Raw genomic sequence first — 16,799 nt, 5'->3', positions numbered from 1 at the left:
TGACCGGCGCCGATGCGGTAGGCGCGCTTACATGGGTACGGTGACCAGCGGACTCGCCACGCCGTTGGCATCCACCGACTGCACCTGGAGCTGCTTGATGTCAGGCGGCAGAGCCGACGTCGTGGCGCTCAGTTCGAGACCCTGCGGCCGGGTGTTGGTGCCATACCCGCCCTCCGGCACCGACCAGGTGGAGATGACCTCGGTGGTGGCGTTCTTGCGTACCACCACCAGTCGGCAGATGCGTGGGCCGGGCAGCTTCCGCAGGCTGAAATTGATCCGGGTGCCGTAGTCCTTCGTCACCAGGAACATCGTGGTCTGCACACCGGTGGTCGGGTCGGTCGCCTCGACCTGATCGCCCTCCACCTCGGTGCCGCCCACACCCGGGCCGCTCGGCGCGGCCGTCGGCACGCTCGTCGTCGGGTCGTTCGGCGCGCTCGGCGTCGACTCGGCGAGCACCCCCGGCGGTTGCTCGTTCCCGGTCACGCTGACGAAGCCGTACCCGGTCAGACCGCCGAAGACCACGATCGCGGCGGCCGTAGCGAGCATGTGACGAAACCGGGTACGCCGCCGGTCGGCCCGGACGGCGCCGAGCGTCCGGTCCAGCAGAGCCGGGTCGGTCGCCGTCTGCTCCAGCGCCATCATCGTCTCGCCGTCGATGTCGGAGAGCAGCCCGACCACCGGCACCATCGTCTCCAACTCGGCCGCGCACGCCCAGCAGGTGGCGAGATGCTCCTCGAACCGCTCAGTGTCCTGCTCATCGAGCACACCGAGCGCGTACGCCGCGACGTCCATATGGTCCGGCCGGCTCATTCTGTCACCCCCCGCTCCTGCAGAGCCGTGCGCAGCGCGCGCAGCGCGTAGTAGACCCTCGACTTGGCGGTGCCGAGCGGCAGACCCAACTCCTCGGCGGCCTCCGGCACCGTCCGCCCCCGGAAGTACGTCGAGATCAGGATCTCCCGGTGCGACTGACTGAGCGTACGCAGCGCGTCCGCCACAGTCATGGTCCGCAGCACCCGGTCGGTGCTGTCCGCCTCGGCGAACGCGGTGAGGTCCCGGTCGTACGTCTCCGGCGGCCGGGCCTCCTGGCTGCGGTGCTCGTCGATGGCGATGCGGCGGGCCACAGTGACCAACCACGGCCGAAGCGAACCCTGCCCCTGGGTGCCCAGGCGGTGCGCGTTGCGCCAGGCCCGCAGCAGCGTCTCCTGGACGATGTCCTCCGCGCGCTGCCGGTCCCCCCCGGTCAGGCGCATGACGAACATCAGCAACGGGCCGGCATGCTCGGCGTAGAGCTGACGGATCAACTGGTCGGAGTGGCTGGCCTCGGTTGTCGTCGCCTGATGGCGTCCGGGCGCCGGTCGCGGCGTCACCGGACCATTCTGGCGAGGCGTCGCCCGCGCGTCGACCCCCCGGGCAGACGAGGTTGACCGTGACGAGGGTCGCGCCGACAACCAGTCAGCGCGTACCGCGTCGCCATGCCAACCGGCCGCCACCGCGTGCATGCAGACCTCCGGGATGTCCGTGACCAACGCCGGCCCACGAGGTGGGCCGCCCGGTGGTACGCAGCGCCGGCCCCAGCGGATCAACAAACGACGGAAAAACTTCCCCACCGATATGGAGTGGACGGTCAGCGGCGCACCGAGAACAGCCCCGGCGGTGGCGGATCGGAGCCGGTCGCGTCGGCGTCCCGCACCACCTGCGCGCCACCGACGAAGCGGTCCAGGTCGTCGCCGGCCACCACCCGACCGGGGAACCAGTCACCGGCGGCGCGTCTGGTCAGCTCCGGCACCGGCGGTGCGGACCGCCCGGCGACCAGCACCAGATTGCCGTACCGGCGCCCCCGCAGCACCGCCGCGTCCCCGACCAGACAGGCCTGCGGCAGCACCGAACGGACCGTGGCGACCTGCCCACGGGCGTGCCGCAGCGGCGGGCCGTCGGCCAGGTTCGCCAGATACCAACCCGCGGGGCGCAGCACCCGGGCCACCTCCGCCGCGTACTCCACCGACGTGAGATGAGCCGGGGTACGGGCACCGGCGAACACGTCGGCGACCACCACGTCGTAGCTGGCGTCGCGGGTGGAGGTCAACACCGCCCGCGCGTCCTCCACCCGCACCCGCAGCCGGGTGTCCGACGGCCACGGCAACGCCCGACGGACCAGCTCCACCAACGCACCGTCCACCTCGGACACCCGCTGGGTAGACCCGGGACGGGTTGCGGAGACGTACCGGGGAAGGGTCAGGGCCCCACCGCCCAGATGCAGCACCCGCAGCGGCGCACCGGCAGGTGCGATCAGATCCACTGCCGCGGCCAACCGCCGCACGTACTCGAACTCCAGGTGGGTGGGATCGGTCAGGTCGACGTGCGACTGCGGCGCGCCGTCGAGCAGCAGCGTCCACGAGCCGGCACGATCCGGATCCGGCACCAACTCCGCCAGCCCGGTGTCCACCTGCTCGACCACCCGGTCACCAGCCCGTTTACGCCCCACCGGAACCAGTCTCCGCGCTCATCGGGCGGCCCGGGCCGCGGCGGTCAACGCGCGGTGCAGCAGCCGGGAATCGCCGAGCAGGGCCCGCAGTCGACGCTCCAGACCGGCGATCGGGATCAGGTTCTGCGGGGCCCGCGGATCCTTGTACGGGGTGGAAGCGAAGCGCGGCAGGGTCGCCAGCGACAGGTCGGCCAGCTCGATCGCCGCCTCGACGGGCAGGTCGGCGGAGCACTCCACCCGGACGATGCCCGCCCACGGCGCGCCGATCGCCACCGGCAGCCGCAAATACCACGACCAACCGCCCCAGGCGGTGCCGAGCCGGAACACCGGGGAGCGCTCACCCGACGCCATGCCCGTCACCACCGCGGTCAGCCGGGCATCCAGGTACTGACTGTGCTGCGTCTTGATGTAGCCCAGGGTGCGCGGCAACTGCCGGCGACTACGCAACGGGCCGTCCACCACCAACAGGTCACCGTCGACCCGGGCGGCGTCGGACACCGCCACCTCCAACGCGGTCAGCGGGCCCTGCACGGCCGCCGGCAGCTTCGCCAGCTCACCGGTGCCACCCACCCTGTGCACCGGGTAACGGATCGCACCCGCCACCACGTCCTGCGCCGAGGGGCTCGCGGTGAACAGGCCCCGACCAACCCGGGTGCCCGCCAACTGCGCCGCACCCCGACCCAGGTCACACCGGACCACCCCGGCCGCATACGAGGCGGCCAACCCGGGGAACGACACGCCGTCGGTCTCCGCCGTCCAGATGCTCGCGTCGATGCGGCGAACCCCGTCGACGAGCAACACCACGTCGGGCGCCCGCACCCCGGGGCGTACCCCGATCGCCCGCCAGTCCACGGCGGGCAGCTCCACGTCCGCGTCGACCTGGGCGCTGCTCGGCGCGGCCGGCCCGGCGGCGGACGCCTCGAACGACGCCCCGTACGCCGGATCCCACGAATCGACGAAGAACGCGGCGTCACTCACCGGCCCGTCCGCTCCACGCGCGCTGACCGGGCATCCTTGCGCACCTCGAAGCGGACCGGGATCCGCTCGGCCAACGCCGGCACGTGGGTGACCACCCCGACCATCCGATCGCCCCGGGCCGCCAGGTTCTCCAGGGTCGCCGCCACCGTGTCCAGGGTGGCGGCGTCGAGCGTGCCGAAACCCTCGTCCAGGACTATCGACTCCAGGCTGGCCGCAGTGGTGGACATCCCGGCCAACTGCTCGGAGAGCGCCAACGCCAGCGCCAGCGACGCCTGGAACGTCTCACCCCCGGAGAGGGTGCGCACGCCGCGACGCAGCCCCGCGTCATGGTGGTCCACCACCACGAACTCACCCTTGTCGTGCACCAGCTCGTACTGCCCGGAGGACAGCTCGCGCAGGATCCCCGACGCGCCGTCGACCAGCAGGTCCAACGCCTCCGCCAGCAACCACCGCTCGAAGTTGTTGGCCCGCAGGTGCCCGGCGAGCGCGCGCGCCACCTGCGCCTCCCGCTCGTGCCCCGCCCGCTGCTCGCGCAACGTCCCGGCCTGCTCGCGACGCTCGTGCAGCCGCCGTCGGTCGGCGTCGGCCCGCTCCACCGCCACCGTCGCCGCGTGCACCGGGTCGTCCCCGACCGGCACGTCGGCGGCGGCGAAGATGCCAGCGATCTCCCGCTGCACCCCGTCGGCCACCGACTCGGCCTCCGCCACGGCGGCGGCCCGACCGGCCCGCTCGACGCGGCGGCGGTCCGCCTCGGTGGTCGCCCACTCGGTCAGCGTCGCCCACGCGGCAGCCACGTCGTCCCGATCGGTCGCCGGTGGGCCGAACCGGGCCAACCCGTCACGGGCGGTGTCAAAGGCCCGCCACGCCGAGCGCAGCCGCTCCTCGGCGGCGTCCACAGCGGCCCGAGCCTGCCGAGCGGTCTCGCGACCGGCCCGAACCGCGGTCGCCGCCTCCTCCAGCGCACGCCGCAACCGGGCGTGCTCGGCCAACTCCCGGCGCAGCACGGCCGGCTCAGCCGCGCCGGAGAGCTGCCCGTCCAGCTCGGCCAACCGGGCCTCCGTCTGCTCCTGCCGGGCTCGCGCCTGCACCAGCAGCCGCTCCAGCTCCCGCGCCGCCGTGTCCCGCTCCTGCACCGTCGCCTGCGCGGCCTTGGTAGCGGCCCGCGCGGCCTTGCCCGCCGCCGTCGCGGCCGCCACCGCCGAATCGGCCGGCACCGCCGGCACCTCGGCCACCGGCTGCTCGCACACCGGGCACGCCGCGCCGGCATGCAGGTGGACCCGCAGGCTCACCGCCAGGTCGGTGGCCTTCGCCTCCTCGTGCGCCCGGAAGGCCGCCTCCAGCTCGGCGTCGGCCCGCTCGGCGACCACCCGTGCGGCGGCCAGCGCCGCCACCGAGGCGGCGTGCTCGTCATTCGCCGCGCGCACCGTCGCCCGGACCGTTTCCGCCTCGCCGGACAGCCGATCCCGATCGTCGTACGCCCGCAGTTGCAGTCGCAGCGCGCTCTCGTCACCGGCGGCGGCCAGCTCGCCGCGCAGCTTGTCCTCCCGCTCCTCGGCCAGCGACACCCCGGTCGCCGCCGCCTCGGCGTCGGCCCGTGCCGCGGCGACCGCGCGAGCGACGGCGGCCACCCCGGCCGGCGCGCGCACCCCGGCCAGCACTGTCAACTCGTCGTCCAGTGCGGTCAGCGCCGCCGCGGCCTCCCCGGCGGTGACCCGGGCCGCCGCCAGCTCCGGCACCGCCTCGGCCACCGCGGCCGCCAGCTCGGCCATCCGCTCCACCCGGGCGTCGGCCTCGGCCAACGCCTCGTCGTCCACGCCGGTCAACCCGGCGAGCACCTGGTCGACCGCCTCCAGCCGGGCCTCCGCCTGCGCGGCGCGCGCCGTCGCCTTCTTCTGCACGTCCTCGTAGACGCCCAGGCCCAGCAGGTTGACCAGGATCTGTTGCCGGGTCGCCGGCTTGGCGTGCAGGAAGTCGGCGAACTGCCCCTGCGGCAGCACCACACAGCTGGTGAACTGCTCGTACGGCAGCCCGACCGCCTCCAGCACCGCCTGCTCCATCTCGGCAGGGGTGCCGGCCACCACCTCACCGAGGTCGTCCGGGCTCAACCCGGTGTCGAGTTTGGTCACGTCGAAGCCGGCCGGCATCAGCTGCAACCCGGCGTTCGCGGTCTTCACGTTGCCCCGGCCGTCCCGGCGGACCACCCGGGTCGCCACGTACCGGGCGCCGCCGGACTCGAAGACCAGGCGGACCCGCGCCTCGGTCGCCGACGGCGCGAGCGCGTTCGCCAACCCTCGGGCACCACCCCAGCGGGGCACCATGCCGTAGAGGGCGAAGCAGATCGCGTCCAGCACTGTCGACTTGCCCGAACCGGTCGGGCCGATCAGCGCGAAGAAGTCGGCGTCGGTGAAGTCGACTGTGGTCTCGTCTCGGAAGACAGTGAACCCGGCCATGTCCAACCGCATCGGACGCATCAGTGCTCGACCTCCTCGAAAAGCTCGTCGAAGAGCTCCCGGACACCCTCGTCGGCGTGGCCCCGGCTGTCCAGGTAGTCGGCGAACAACTCCCGGGGCGAACGCCCCGACCGCTGGGCGATGCGCGCCCCGCTGCCCGGCGCGGCCAACAGCTCCGGGTCGATCCGGATCTCCAGAGCCCGGGGGAGCAGCTCCTGGACCTCCTCGCGCAGGCCGGCGCGGGGCTGCTCCCGCACGTACACCCGCAGCCACGCGTCCGGCGCCTCGATCTCGGCGAGCTGGGCCAGGGTGCCCCGCACCGTCCGCAGCGCGCTCGCCGCCGTCACCGGCACCTCCCGCACCCGGGCTGCGGTGCTGGCCGTCACCTCGACAATCGTCACCGAGGGGATGTTCTCCTGCTCACCGAAGTCCACAGCGAGCGGACTGCCGCTGTACCGCACCGGGCAGGGGCCCGCGACCCGCTGCGCCCGGTGCAGGTGACCCAGCGCCACGTAGTGCGCGGTGGCCGGAAAGACGGTGGCCGGAACGGCGTAGCCCAACACCGTGTGCGCGTCGCGCTCGCCACCACCGGCGGCCGCGCCGGTCACCGTCAGATGCGCGGTGACCAGGTGCACCCGGTCCGGTTCGGTGAATCCCTCGGTCAGTCGCCCCAGCACCCGGCCCAGGTGGTCGGCGTACGTCTGATTGGTCTCCGCGGCGGTCAGCTCGTACATCTCCAACGCGCGCACCGCGTACCGCTGGGACAGGAACGGCAACGCGGCCAGCCGCCACCGCTCGCCACCTGCTGTGGTGCCGTCGATGACGTGCTCGTCCGGGTTTTCCCGCACCCCGCCGCGCAGCGTGATGCCGGCGGCATCGGCCCAGGGGCGTAGCGCGTCCAGCGCCGGGCCGTTGTCGTGGTTGCCGCCGATCGCCACGACGTCCGCGCCGGTCCGCCGCAACGCCGTCAACGCCCTGGTGACCAGGCGGGTCGCCTCCGAGCTGGGCGCCGCGGTGTCGTAGAGGTCACCTGCGACGATCACCAGATCCGGCTGTTCGGCACGGGCGATCTCGATCACCCCGGCCAGCACGGCCTTGTGCTCGTCGGCCCGGGACTGCCCCTTGAGCACCTTTCCCACGTGCCAGTCGGAGGTGTGCAGGATCTTCATGGCTGTGCCGGCCCCTAGCTAGAACGGGATGTCGTCGTCGGTGCCGCCGCCGGAGCCCACCACGGCGAACGGGTCGGCGGACTGGGTGATCGAGCGCAGCGTCTCCGATGGTGCCCGGCCCGCCTCGGAGACCCGGGTGGCCCAGGCCGGGAACGGGAACTCCAGGCAGAGCGGCACCGGGATGTCCGGCTGGTTGACGAACATGGTCCCCGGCTTGGCCAGCAACGCCCGCTGGCGCTGCGCGGGCGGCAGGAAGCCGTACTCCGGGCGGGACGCCTCCGCCGGGTCGAGCCGGCCGACCACCCGGATCGCCGAGTTGGTGACGATCCGCCGCTCCACCTCACTCGCCGTCTGCTGCGCGCCGATCAGGATCACCCCGAGCGAGCGGCCCCGCTCGGCGATGTCCAGCAGGACCTCCTTGATCGGCGAGGAGCCCTCCCGGGGGGCGTACTTGTTGAGCTCGTCGAGGACGACGAAGAGCAGCGGCTTGGCGGTGCCGGACTTCTCCTTGCGCTCGAACTCGCTCTTGAGCGTCACACCGACCACGAACCGCTGCGCGCGGTCGGGAAGGTTGTGCAGGTCGACCACAGTGACCTGGGCCGACTCGCTCGTGTTGATCGAGTGGGGGCGGCGGGTGGCGAGGTCGCCGCGGATCAGCCGGGCCAGGTCCTTCTTACTGCCGATCAACCGCCGGGCGAACGCGTTGACGGTGCCCAGCCCGACCGCGCTACCCGCCCAGTCGGAGCGGGTCTCGTCGTCGTTGAGCTGATCGACGATGTGGTCGACCAGATCGCCGTAGGAGCCGAGCCGGACCCCGTCGATGCTCACCCCGCCGTCGGCGGGCTGGGCGTAGCGGGCCAGGTGCGCGGCCACCGAGTGGACCACCATCGTGTACTGCTGGCGCTCGTCGTCGGCGTCGGCGAACACGTACGGCAGCAGGCGGTCGGAGCAGAACTCGGCGAGGGTCCAGTAGAACGAGTCCACCCCGGTGAGCCGGCTGCTCACATCCGGCGTGCCGGCCGCGTCACCGACCCGGGGCGGGGCGTACACCCGCACGTCGGGGAACGCGCCGGCGCTCAACCCGAGCTTCGCGTACGCCGCGCGGGTCGGCTCGTCGAGGCGGGTGTTGGGGTGGTCGAGGAAGAGCAGGTCCTCACCCTTGACGTTGAAGATCAGCGCCTTGGCGTTCACCGCGTCGCCACCCAGCACGCCGGAGCGGAAGACCGAGTAGAGCAGGAAGGTGGCGAAGCTGGTCTTGGTGGCCACCCCGGAGATGCCGGAGATGGAGACGTGCGCGCCCCGGCTGCCGTCGAGGAAGTCGGCATTGAGGTAGACCGGGACCCCGTCGCGACCCATGCCCATCGGGATGCGCCGCTCCATCCGGTCGAAGTGCAGTGCGCGGGCCCGGGCGTCCCCCTCGGCCCGGTGCACCACGGCGCCCGGGGTCGGCGGCACGTACAGCTCCGGATCGACCCGGGTGGTGGTGACCTCGGCCGCCTCCTGCACCTGCGCGGGCAGCGTGCCGTCGGCGATGGCGAACACGTCGGACTCGAACTGGGCGCCCTCGTGCCGAGCGCGGACCTGGGTGACCACCCCGGCGATCGTCACCGGCTCCCGGTCCGGCAGCTCCCGTCGGGTGACCACCACGTCGTCGAGCTGGAGGTAGCTGCCGGGCGCGACTGCCGTCCAGAACTGCAACGGGGTGGCATCGGCGGTGCCCAGCACCCGCCCGACGACTTCGCCCGGGCTGTCGAGCTCGGCGTCGGTCATCGGGTCGCTCGGGTCGCTCGGGCATCACTGTCGGCGCGCATGCAGTGCATCCTGCCCGAGGAGTACGACAGGTCGCCACGCGACGCGGCGGACGACACCATGCGCCGTCACACTCATGACGCTCGGTGCTCGACCGAGCGCACCAGGTGGGCGGGAGTCGTGTACGTGTACCCGCGCGAGGTCCGGACTCAACTCGCGGGGCGCCGGTCGCGTTACCTGGGCATGGAGCACGCATGAATGACGACTTCGGCGCTTTCGTCGCGACGAGCGGCCCGCGACTGCTCCGCTTCGCCGTACTGATCACCGGGCAGCGGGCGGACGCCGAGGACCTGCTGCAGGAGGTGCTGGAGCAGGCGTACCCGCGCTGGCACGTGGTCCGGCAACGGCAGCCGGAGGCTTACCTGCGTCGCGCGATGACCAACCGGCTGGTCAGCCGGTGGCGCTCGCCGTGGAACCGACGTCGGGTCGCCGGTCTTCCGGACGCGACGCCGCAGCAGGATGAGATGACCCGTGTCGACGACCGGGAGCTGCTGCTGGAGGCACTGCGGGAGCTTCCACCGCGGATGCGGGCGGTGGTGGTGGTCCGGTACTGGCTTGGTTTCTCCGAGGCGGAGGCAGCCGCCGAACTGGACTGTTCGGTGGGCTCGGTGAAGAGCCAGGCTTCCCGTGGTCTGCACCGTCTGCGGGCCCGACTGGAAGCCGCCGGTGTCACTCCACTCGATCTCGACCTCGCGGAGGAGAACCATGCGTGACCACGAGGTGGCCGGCCTGCTCGACCATGCTGTCGCAACCGTGGAACTGCCGCCCGACTTCGCCCGCCGGGTCATCACCGGTGGCCGGGCGCGGCGTCGCCGACGTCTGCTGCTGTCGGGCGGCACGGCCGCGGTGGCGGTCGCCGTGGGGGTGCTGCTGGGTTCGCAGCTGGGGCCGGTCGGTCGCGGTGACGGCGAGGCCGGCGGCATCGGGCCGAGCGCGGTTGTCGACGTCCCGGCCGGGATCGTCGATCCTGACGGTCGACCCGTGACGCAGGCGCAGGTGGTCGCCGTCGGCCGTGTCGGGACGGAGACGCTCGTGCTTGTCGGACGGGAGCCACACGGCGCGGAGCGGGCCGCCGGGGGTCGGGCGGCGGAGGTCTGGACCGCCCCGGACGGGGGAGATCCGCGGCGGCTGAGCGACTACCTCTCGTACGACCTGGCCTGCGTCGACGGTGACGCGGCCTGTGCGGCGGTCCGAGCCACCGGCAGCGGGCTGGGTGTGGCCGTGGCGCGGCGCTCCGGTGGTCGGCTCTACGTGCTGGTCCAGGCGCCGCCGGGTCGTACCGTCGAGGTCGTCGCCGCAGGCGTGTCACACCCGGTCGGCCCGGCGCCGCGCGGCGCGGTGGCGGAGGTGGTCGCCGCCGAGCCGTACGACGAGGTGCAGGTCTGGGCGAGCACTGCGGACGGCCAGCGCTACCGGATCCCGTGGGCTCCGGGGGCGGTGCTCACGGACTGATCTCATCCGCGCCTCGCTGCGCGCCAACCGACCTACTGGCGGGCGTGGCGGAGCAGGAGGACGCCGTCCTCGGCGGCGAGCACGTGCCGCAACGGCAGATGCCGGGGCGGCGCGGTGTCGCCGGCGGTGATCCGGCCGGGGCCGGGCCCGGCCAGCAGCGGCGAGACGGTCAGGCACAGCTCGTCCACCAGGTCGGCGGCGGTCAGCGCGCCGAGCAGGTGCGGGCCGCCCTCGCAGAGCAGTTGGGTCAGCCCGCGTCCGTGCAGCTCGGCGAGGCCGGCGGCCAGGTCGACACGCCCGGTGCCGCAGCGCAGCACGTCGGCGACGTCGGTGAGCCCGGGCGGTGGGTCGGTGTCGGCGTGGGTGAGCACGATCGGGCGGGTCGGCGCGTCGGCGAAGGCGGCCTGCGCCGGGTCGAGGTCGAGGGAGCCGGAGACGACCACCAGTGTCGGGTACTCGGCGAGCCCGTTGGCCCGACGCCAGGCGCGGCGGGTCTCGTTCAGGCGGACCGCCCGGTACCCCTCGTGGCGGAACGTGCCGGCGGCCACCACCAGGGCGTCGCAGGTCATCCGCAGCAGGCCGAACACCCGTTTGTCAGGCTCGCCGGAGAGCCCCGCGGAGTAGCCGTCCACGCTGACCGCGCCGTCCAGGCTGGTCACGAAGTTCACCCGCAGCCGGGGTTGGTCGGCGCGACCGTAGAGGGCGGTCAGTTCGGTGTCGTCGAGGGGCTGCGTCGACGGCTCGGGCCAGAGCCGTCGGATCGGAATTCCGACGGTCATTCGCCGGCCGGACCGGTGACCGGAGGGGTGGGTTCGGCGGTACGGTGCTGGCAGTCGCACCAGTTCCGGCCCGGGCAGTCGTCGTGTCGCCGGGCCCGGCACGCTCGGCAGATCATGCTCGCAGCCTAAGCCGCGGGAGGACAGGACAGCATGTCGCGTCAGATCTTCCAGCTGAAGATGTCCCTCGGCGGGACCCGGCCGCCGGTGTGGCGCCGTGTGCTCGTGCCGGCCGGCTACACGCTGGACCGGCTGCACCGGGTGGTGCAGCACGCGATGGGTTGGCGGGACTGCCACCTGCACTCGTTCGAGATCGACGCGGTGCAGTACGGCGAGCCGGACCCGGACGGGGAGTTGGCGTCGCACGACGAGCTGGACGTGCGGCTCGACGCGGTGCTCGGCAAGGGCAGCCGGTTCTCCTACACGTACGACTTCGGTGACTGGTGGGAGCACGACCTGGTCGTGGAGGACGCGTTGACAGCCGACCCCGACGAGCGGTACCCGGTCTGCCTGGCCGGCGAGCGGGCCTGCCCGCCGGAGGGTGTCGGCGGGCCGTTGGGCTACCAGGCGCTCCTGGAAGCCCTGGACGACCAGAGTCCCACTGCCGACCTCGTCAGCTCCCGCCACGCGGTGCTGCGCGACTGGGCGGGTCCGGCCTTCGACCCGTCCGGCTTCGACCCGGAACGGGCGACCACCCTCCTGCGCCGCTTCTGCTGAACCGCTCCAGCTTCTGCTGAGACCCGCTTTGGGTGGTGCCGCTGGGGTGGCTGTTGCGGGAGTGATCAGCGGTAACGATCTGGGAACGCTCCCATCGCCCTATTGACACTCCCGTTACCCGCCGGCAATCTCATGGGAGCGCTCCCGGAGGTGGCATGGGTCACTCACGCATCCCCGGCCTGGCGCGATGAGACACCCCCCACCACACACATCAGCCTCACCACCGGAAAGAGGGGTCAGCGCATGAGTGTCACCACGCGGCGTACCCGCCTGGCGGTCGCTGCCCTGGCTGCGGTCACCGCAATCAGCGGTCTCGCGGCCTGCGGCAAGGACGACGACAAGCCGGCGGCCGGCGAGAAGCCGGCCAAGCTGGTCGTCGACACGTTCGGCGAGATGGGCTACGACGAGCTCGTCAAGCAGTACGAGAAGGACACCGGCATCAAGGTCGAGCTGCGCAAGACCGCACAGCTCGGTGAGTACCGGCCGAAGCTGGTCCGCTACCTGGCCACCGGCAAGGGCGCGGCGGACGTCACCGCGCTGGAAGAGGGCATCCTCAACGAGTTCAAGCCCAACGCGCGCAACTGGGCCGACCTCAGCCCGCTGGTCCCCGACCACTCGAAGGAATACCTGCCCTGGAAGTGGGAGCTGGGCAAGGCGCCGGACGGTCGGCTGATCGGCCTGCCGACCGACGTCGGCAGCCTCGCCGTCTGCTACCGCAAGGACCTGTTCCAGGCTGCCGGTCTGCCCGCCGAGCGCGACCAGGTGTCGGCGCTCTGGCCGGACTGGAAGGGCTTCCACGACGCCGGCCTGAAGTACAAGCAGGGCAGCGGCGGCAAGGCGTTCATCGACTCGATCACCGCCGTCTCCAACGGCGTGCTCTTCCAGGGCAACGGTGACCTGTTCTACGACAAGGAAGACAACGTCATCGCGGACACCAGCCCCGCGGTGAAGAACGCCTGGGACACCGCCACCTCGATGGCGGACATCTCCGCCAAGGCGTCCACCTGGTCGCCGGAGTGGTCGGGTGGCTTCAAGCAGGGCACCTTCGCGGCTACCTTCTGCCCGTCCTGGATGCTCGGCATCGTGTCGGACAACTCCGGTCCGGCCAACAAGGGCAAGTGGGACGTCGCGTCCGTGCCTGGTGGCGGCGGTAACTGGGGCGGCTCGTGGCTCGCCGTTCCGGCGCAGAGCAAGTACCCGAAGGAGGCGGCGAAGCTCGCCGAGTACCTGACCAACGCCAAGAGCCAGGTGGAGGCCTTCAAGCTCAAGGGCCCGCTGCCCACCAACCTGGAGGCGCTGAAGAACGAGGCGTTCCTCAGCTACACCAACGAGTACTTCAGCAACGCGCCGACCGGCAAGATCTTCGGGGAGAGCGTCGCCAAGATCCAGCCGATCCACCTGGGCCCGAAGCACCAGGCGGTGAAGGAGAACGCGCTCGAGCCGGCCCTGCGGGCGTTCGAGAACGGGCAGGCCGACAAGGCCAAGGCCTGGGAGCAGTTCACGAAGGACGCAAAGACTCAGGGTGCCTTCTGAGTGATTCCCTGCCGGTGGCGTTCGGGGCTTCCCGGACGCCACCGGCCGGTCCCCTCCGCGTAGCGCCCTGCGCGAGGGCCCCCGGGCCTCGCCGGAAAAGGAAATTCGCATGAGCCTGTCGGCCACGACGGCACGGCCGTCGCCAGCAGCACCGCCTTCTCCCGACGTCTCTCGCCGACGTCGACGGGGAAGGTTACTCAACCGCCTCGATGTCAAGTACTCGCCGTACCTCTACATCGCCCCGTTCTTCGTGCTCTTCGGTGTATTCGGGCTGTATCCGATGCTGCGCACCGCCTGGATGTCGCTGCACGACTGGGACATGATCGGCGAGCACACGTTCATCGGCTTCGACAACTACACCCGGCTGGTGTCCGACGAGTACTTCTGGAACGCGCTGGTCAACACGTTCGGCATCTTCGCCCTGTCGACCATCCCCCAGTTGTTGCTCGCCCTCTTCCTGGCGAACCTGCTCAACCGGTCCCTACTGCGCGCCAAGACGTTCTTCCGGATGGCCATCTTCATGCCGAACGTGGTGTCGGTGGCCGCTGTCGCGATCGTCTTCGGAATGTTGTTCCAGCGGGAGTTCGGCCTGTTCAACTGGCTGCTCAGCTTCGTCGGTGTCGACCCTGTCGACTGGGACGGGCACCGGTGGAGTTCCTGGACGGCCATCTCCTCCATGGTCAACTGGCGGTGGACCGGGTACAACACCCTGATCCTGCTCGCCGGCATGCAGGCGATTCCGAAGGACCTCTACGAGGCTGCGGAGATCGACGGCGCCGGTCCGTGGCGGCAGTTCTGGCAGATCACCCTGCCCATGCTCAAGCCCACCTTCATCTTCGTGGTCATCCTGTCCACGATCGGCGGCATGCAGCTCTTCACCGAGCCCCTGCTGTTCGGCAACGGCAACATCATCGGCGGCAACCAGCGGGAGTTCCAGACGCTGGCCATGTACATGTACGAGATGGGCATCGTGAACCTGAACACCGCCGGCTACGGAGCTGCGGTCGCCTGGGCGATCTTCATGATCATCATCGTGGTGTCGCTGTTCAACTTCCTACTCGTCCGCCGCTCGGCGAAGTGAGGAGAGATCGATGATCTCGGCTTCCCAGCGCCTGTGGCGCACCAGCCCGTTGACCTACCTGGCGCTCGTCCTGGCGGCGCTGCTGTCGATCTACCCGTTCTACTACATGCTGGTGATCGGCACCCGCAGCCTGGACAACATCAACGACGTGCCGCCGCCGCTGACCCCCGGTGGCGCGTTCGGTGACAACTTCGGGCGGGTGCTCGACAACGACGCCGCCAACTTCCTCACCGGCATGATGAACTCGATCATCGTCTCCTCGGTGGTCACCGTCTCGGTGGTGCTCACCGGTTCGCTGGCCGGGTTCGCCTTCGCCAAGCTGAAGTTCCGCGGCAGCAACGCCCTCCTGCTGGCGATCATCGTCACCATGATGATCCCGACCCAGATGGGGCTCATCCCGCTCTGGGGCATGATGCAGGACCTGGGGTGGTACGACACCCTCTACGCGGTCACCGTGCCGTTCCTCGTCACCGCCTTCGGCGTGTTCATGATGCGGCAGTACGCCAGCCAGGCGATCTCCGACGAGCTGATCGAGGCCGGCCGCGTCGACGGCGCGAGCACGTTCCGGATCTACTGGAGCATCGTGCTGCCCGCGCTGCGCCCGGCCGCCGGCGTCCTCGGTCTGCTGACCTTCATGGAGACCTGGAACTCGTTCCTCTGGCCGTACGCCATCCTCACCCCGGAGAACCCGACCCTCCAGGTCTCGCTCTCCTTCCTCTCGTACGCCTACTACACCGACTACTCCCAGGTGTTCGCCGCCACGGCGATCGGCACCATCCCCCTGGTAATCGTCTTTCTCGTGTTTGGCCGCCAGATCATCGGCGGGATCATGGAAGGTGCCGTCAAGTCGTGAGCAACCCCGCCAGCCCACCCGCCGTCGACGTCCTCGACGAGCGTCCCGGGCTGACCTTTCCACCCGGATTCCTCTGGGGGGCCGCGACGGCGGCGTACCAGATCGAGGGAGCGGCGGCCGTGGACGGCCGTGCCCCGTCGATCTGGGACACCTTCAGCCACACCGAGGGTCGTGTCGTCTCCGGGCACACCGGGGACGTGGCGTGCGACCACTACCACCGCCTCGGCGACGACGTCGCGCTGATGGCCGAGCTGGGCCTGAAGTCGTACCGTTTCTCGGTCTCCTGGTCCCGGGTGCAGCCCACCGGCACCGGTGCGGCCAACCCTGCCGGCCTGGACTTCTACCGGCGACTGGTGGACGAGCTGTTGGCCAACGGCATCGAGCCGTGGCTCACCCTCTACCACTGGGACCTGCCGCAGCCGTTGGAAGACGCCGGCGGTTGGCCGGCGCGGGACACCGCGGCCCGCTTCGCCGACTACACCACACTGATGGCCGACGCGCTCGGTGACCGGGTGCGCTACTGGACCACCCTGAACGAGCCGTGGTGCTCAGCGTTCCTCGGCTACGGCTCCGGCGTGCACGCCCCCGGCCGCACCAACGGAGCGGACGCGGTGCGTGCCGGACACCACCTGATGCTCGGTCACGGCCTGGCCGTGCAGGCAATGCGGGCCGCCCGGCCGGCCGCCGAGGTGGGCGTGACAGTCAACCTCTACCCGGTCGACCCGGCCACTGACAGTCCCGCCGACGCCGACGCCGCCCGGCGTATCGACGGCTTGGCCAACCGGTTCTTCCTGGATCCGCTGTTGCGCGGGTCGTACCCGGAGGACCTGGTGGCCGACCTCAGCACTGTGACCGACTTCGAGCACGTGCGCGACGGTGACCTGGCGACCATCTCCACGCCACTGGACCTGGTCGGGGTCAACTACTACAGCAGGCACGTGGTCGCCGCGCCGGTCCAGGGCGAGGCGGCCGACCCGGCCCCCTCGTGCTGGCCGGGCAGCGAGGACGTCCGGTTCGTCACCCGTGGCGTTCCGGTCACCGACATGGGCTGGGAGATCGACGCCCCGGGTCTCACCGAGACGCTGCGCCGGGTGCACGGTTACACCGACCTGCCCCTGTACGTCACCGAAAACGGCTCCGCGTTCGTCGACTCGGTGGTCGACGGGCAGGTCGACGACGTCGATCGGCTGGCCTACTTCGACGCCCACCTGCGCGCCGCCCACGAGGCGATCGACGCCGGAGTGCCTCTGCGGGGATACTTTGCCTGGTCGCTGATGGATAATTTCGAATGGGCCTGGGGTTACACCAAGCGGTTCGGCATGATCCACGTCGACTATGACAGCCAGGTTCGCACCCCCAAGTCCAGCGCCAAGTGGTACGCCTCGGTGATCCGGCGCAACGGTCTGGCCGCACAATAGGCTCGGGCCAGCCATCAGGACGGCCCCGGCGTCCACCTCTCGCAGGTGGCGCCGGGTCCGCCCGCCGTCGGAGGAGCAGAC

15 protein-coding genes are annotated in these 16,799 nt (G+C 71.2%); 7 read left to right on the top strand and 8 right to left on the bottom strand.

From position 1 onward, the window contains the following. Positions 1-27: 27 nt before the first annotated feature. The 7 genes from AB0K35_RS16315 to AB0K35_RS16285 all read right to left on the bottom strand — a co-directional run bounded on the left by AB0K35_RS16315 (position 28) and on the right by AB0K35_RS16285 (position 8,849). Complete coding sequence (locus AB0K35_RS16315) at positions 28-810, bottom strand: zf-HC2 domain-containing protein (protein ID WP_238671900.1); 783 nt, start codon at positions 808-810, stop codon at positions 28-30. Beyond that, on the bottom strand, positions 807-1,499 hold the full coding sequence (locus AB0K35_RS16310; protein ID WP_091400696.1) for a sigma-70 family RNA polymerase sigma factor: 693 nt from the start codon (positions 1,497-1,499) through the stop codon (positions 807-809). Before AB0K35_RS16310 ends, AB0K35_RS16315 begins: the two co-directional genes overlap by 4 nt. Before the next feature lie 125 nt (positions 1,500-1,624). After that, the gene (locus tag AB0K35_RS16305; RefSeq protein WP_363885948.1) at positions 1,625-2,482 is read right to left on the bottom strand and encodes a fused MFS/spermidine synthase; all 858 of its coding nucleotides are present in this window, start codon (positions 2,480-2,482) and stop codon (positions 1,625-1,627) included. A gap of 18 nt (positions 2,483-2,500) precedes the next feature. Further along, the gene (locus AB0K35_RS16300; RefSeq protein ID WP_238671902.1) at positions 2,501-3,460 is read right to left on the bottom strand and encodes a hypothetical protein; all 960 of its coding nucleotides are present in this window, start codon (positions 3,458-3,460) and stop codon (positions 2,501-2,503) included. Continuing rightward, positions 3,457-5,931, bottom strand: a complete 2,475-nt coding sequence (locus AB0K35_RS16295) for an SMC family ATPase (protein WP_238671903.1) — start codon at positions 5,929-5,931, stop codon at positions 3,457-3,459. Before AB0K35_RS16295 ends, AB0K35_RS16300 begins: the two co-directional genes overlap by 4 nt. After that, positions 5,931-7,079, bottom strand: a complete 1,149-nt coding sequence (locus tag AB0K35_RS16290; RefSeq protein WP_238671904.1) for an exonuclease SbcCD subunit D — start codon at positions 7,077-7,079, stop codon at positions 5,931-5,933. The genes AB0K35_RS16295 and AB0K35_RS16290 overlap by 1 nt, the downstream gene beginning before the upstream one ends. 18 nt (positions 7,080-7,097) lie before the next feature. Further along, positions 7,098-8,849: an ATP-binding protein gene (locus tag AB0K35_RS16285; protein WP_363885945.1), complete on the bottom strand. Its 1,752-nt coding sequence runs from the start codon at positions 8,847-8,849 to the stop codon at positions 7,098-7,100. Positions 8,850-9,082: 233 nt separating this feature from the next. Here AB0K35_RS16285 and AB0K35_RS16280 point away from each other — a divergent pair, with 233 nt between their 5' ends. Then, a complete protein-coding gene (locus AB0K35_RS16280) occupies positions 9,083-9,601 on the top strand; it encodes a SigE family RNA polymerase sigma factor (RefSeq protein WP_238671906.1) in 519 nt (172 codons plus the stop codon). Then, entirely contained in the window at positions 9,594-10,340 is a 747-nt protein-coding gene (locus tag AB0K35_RS16275) for a hypothetical protein (RefSeq protein WP_363885943.1), read from the top strand. Before AB0K35_RS16280 ends, AB0K35_RS16275 begins: the two co-directional genes overlap by 8 nt. A gap of 32 nt (positions 10,341-10,372) precedes the next feature. On the opposite strand, the gene AB0K35_RS16270 is transcribed toward AB0K35_RS16275, so the two are convergent. Next, positions 10,373-11,119, bottom strand: a complete 747-nt coding sequence (locus AB0K35_RS16270; RefSeq protein ID WP_363885941.1) for a pyrimidine reductase family protein — start codon at positions 11,117-11,119, stop codon at positions 10,373-10,375. A 150-nt stretch (positions 11,120-11,269) separates the two neighbouring features. Here AB0K35_RS16270 and AB0K35_RS16265 point away from each other — a divergent pair, with 150 nt between their 5' ends. From AB0K35_RS16265 to AB0K35_RS16245, 5 genes are all read left to right on the top strand, one after another. Then, positions 11,270-11,833, top strand: a complete 564-nt coding sequence (locus AB0K35_RS16265) for a plasmid pRiA4b ORF-3 family protein (RefSeq protein WP_357365251.1) — start codon at positions 11,270-11,272, stop codon at positions 11,831-11,833. A 243-nt stretch (positions 11,834-12,076) separates the two neighbouring features. Then, entirely contained in the window at positions 12,077-13,366 is a 1,290-nt protein-coding gene (locus AB0K35_RS16260; RefSeq protein WP_238671910.1) for an extracellular solute-binding protein, read from the top strand. Between the two features lie 109 nt (positions 13,367-13,475). Beyond that, positions 13,476-14,447 (top strand): sugar ABC transporter permease, encoded by a 972-nt coding sequence (locus AB0K35_RS16255; protein ID WP_238671911.1) that lies wholly within the window; start codon positions 13,476-13,478, stop codon positions 14,445-14,447. Between the two features lie 10 nt (positions 14,448-14,457). Then, positions 14,458-15,300 carry a carbohydrate ABC transporter permease gene (locus tag AB0K35_RS16250; protein ID WP_124853396.1) on the top strand — a complete coding sequence of 281 codons (843 nt, stop codon included), beginning with the start codon at positions 14,458-14,460 and terminating at the stop codon, positions 15,298-15,300. Further along, positions 15,297-16,718, top strand: a complete 1,422-nt coding sequence (locus AB0K35_RS16245; RefSeq protein WP_363885938.1) for a GH1 family beta-glucosidase — start codon at positions 15,297-15,299, stop codon at positions 16,716-16,718. The genes AB0K35_RS16250 and AB0K35_RS16245 overlap by 4 nt, the downstream gene beginning before the upstream one ends. Positions 16,719-16,799: the final 81 nt, after the last annotated feature.

It is taken from the genome of Micromonospora sp. NPDC053740, assembly GCF_040677775.1.
GTDB classification, from domain to species: domain Bacteria; phylum Actinomycetota; class Actinomycetes; order Mycobacteriales; family Micromonosporaceae; genus Micromonospora; species Micromonospora alfalfae.
This window is presented reverse-complemented; position numbering and strand designations above follow the sequence as displayed.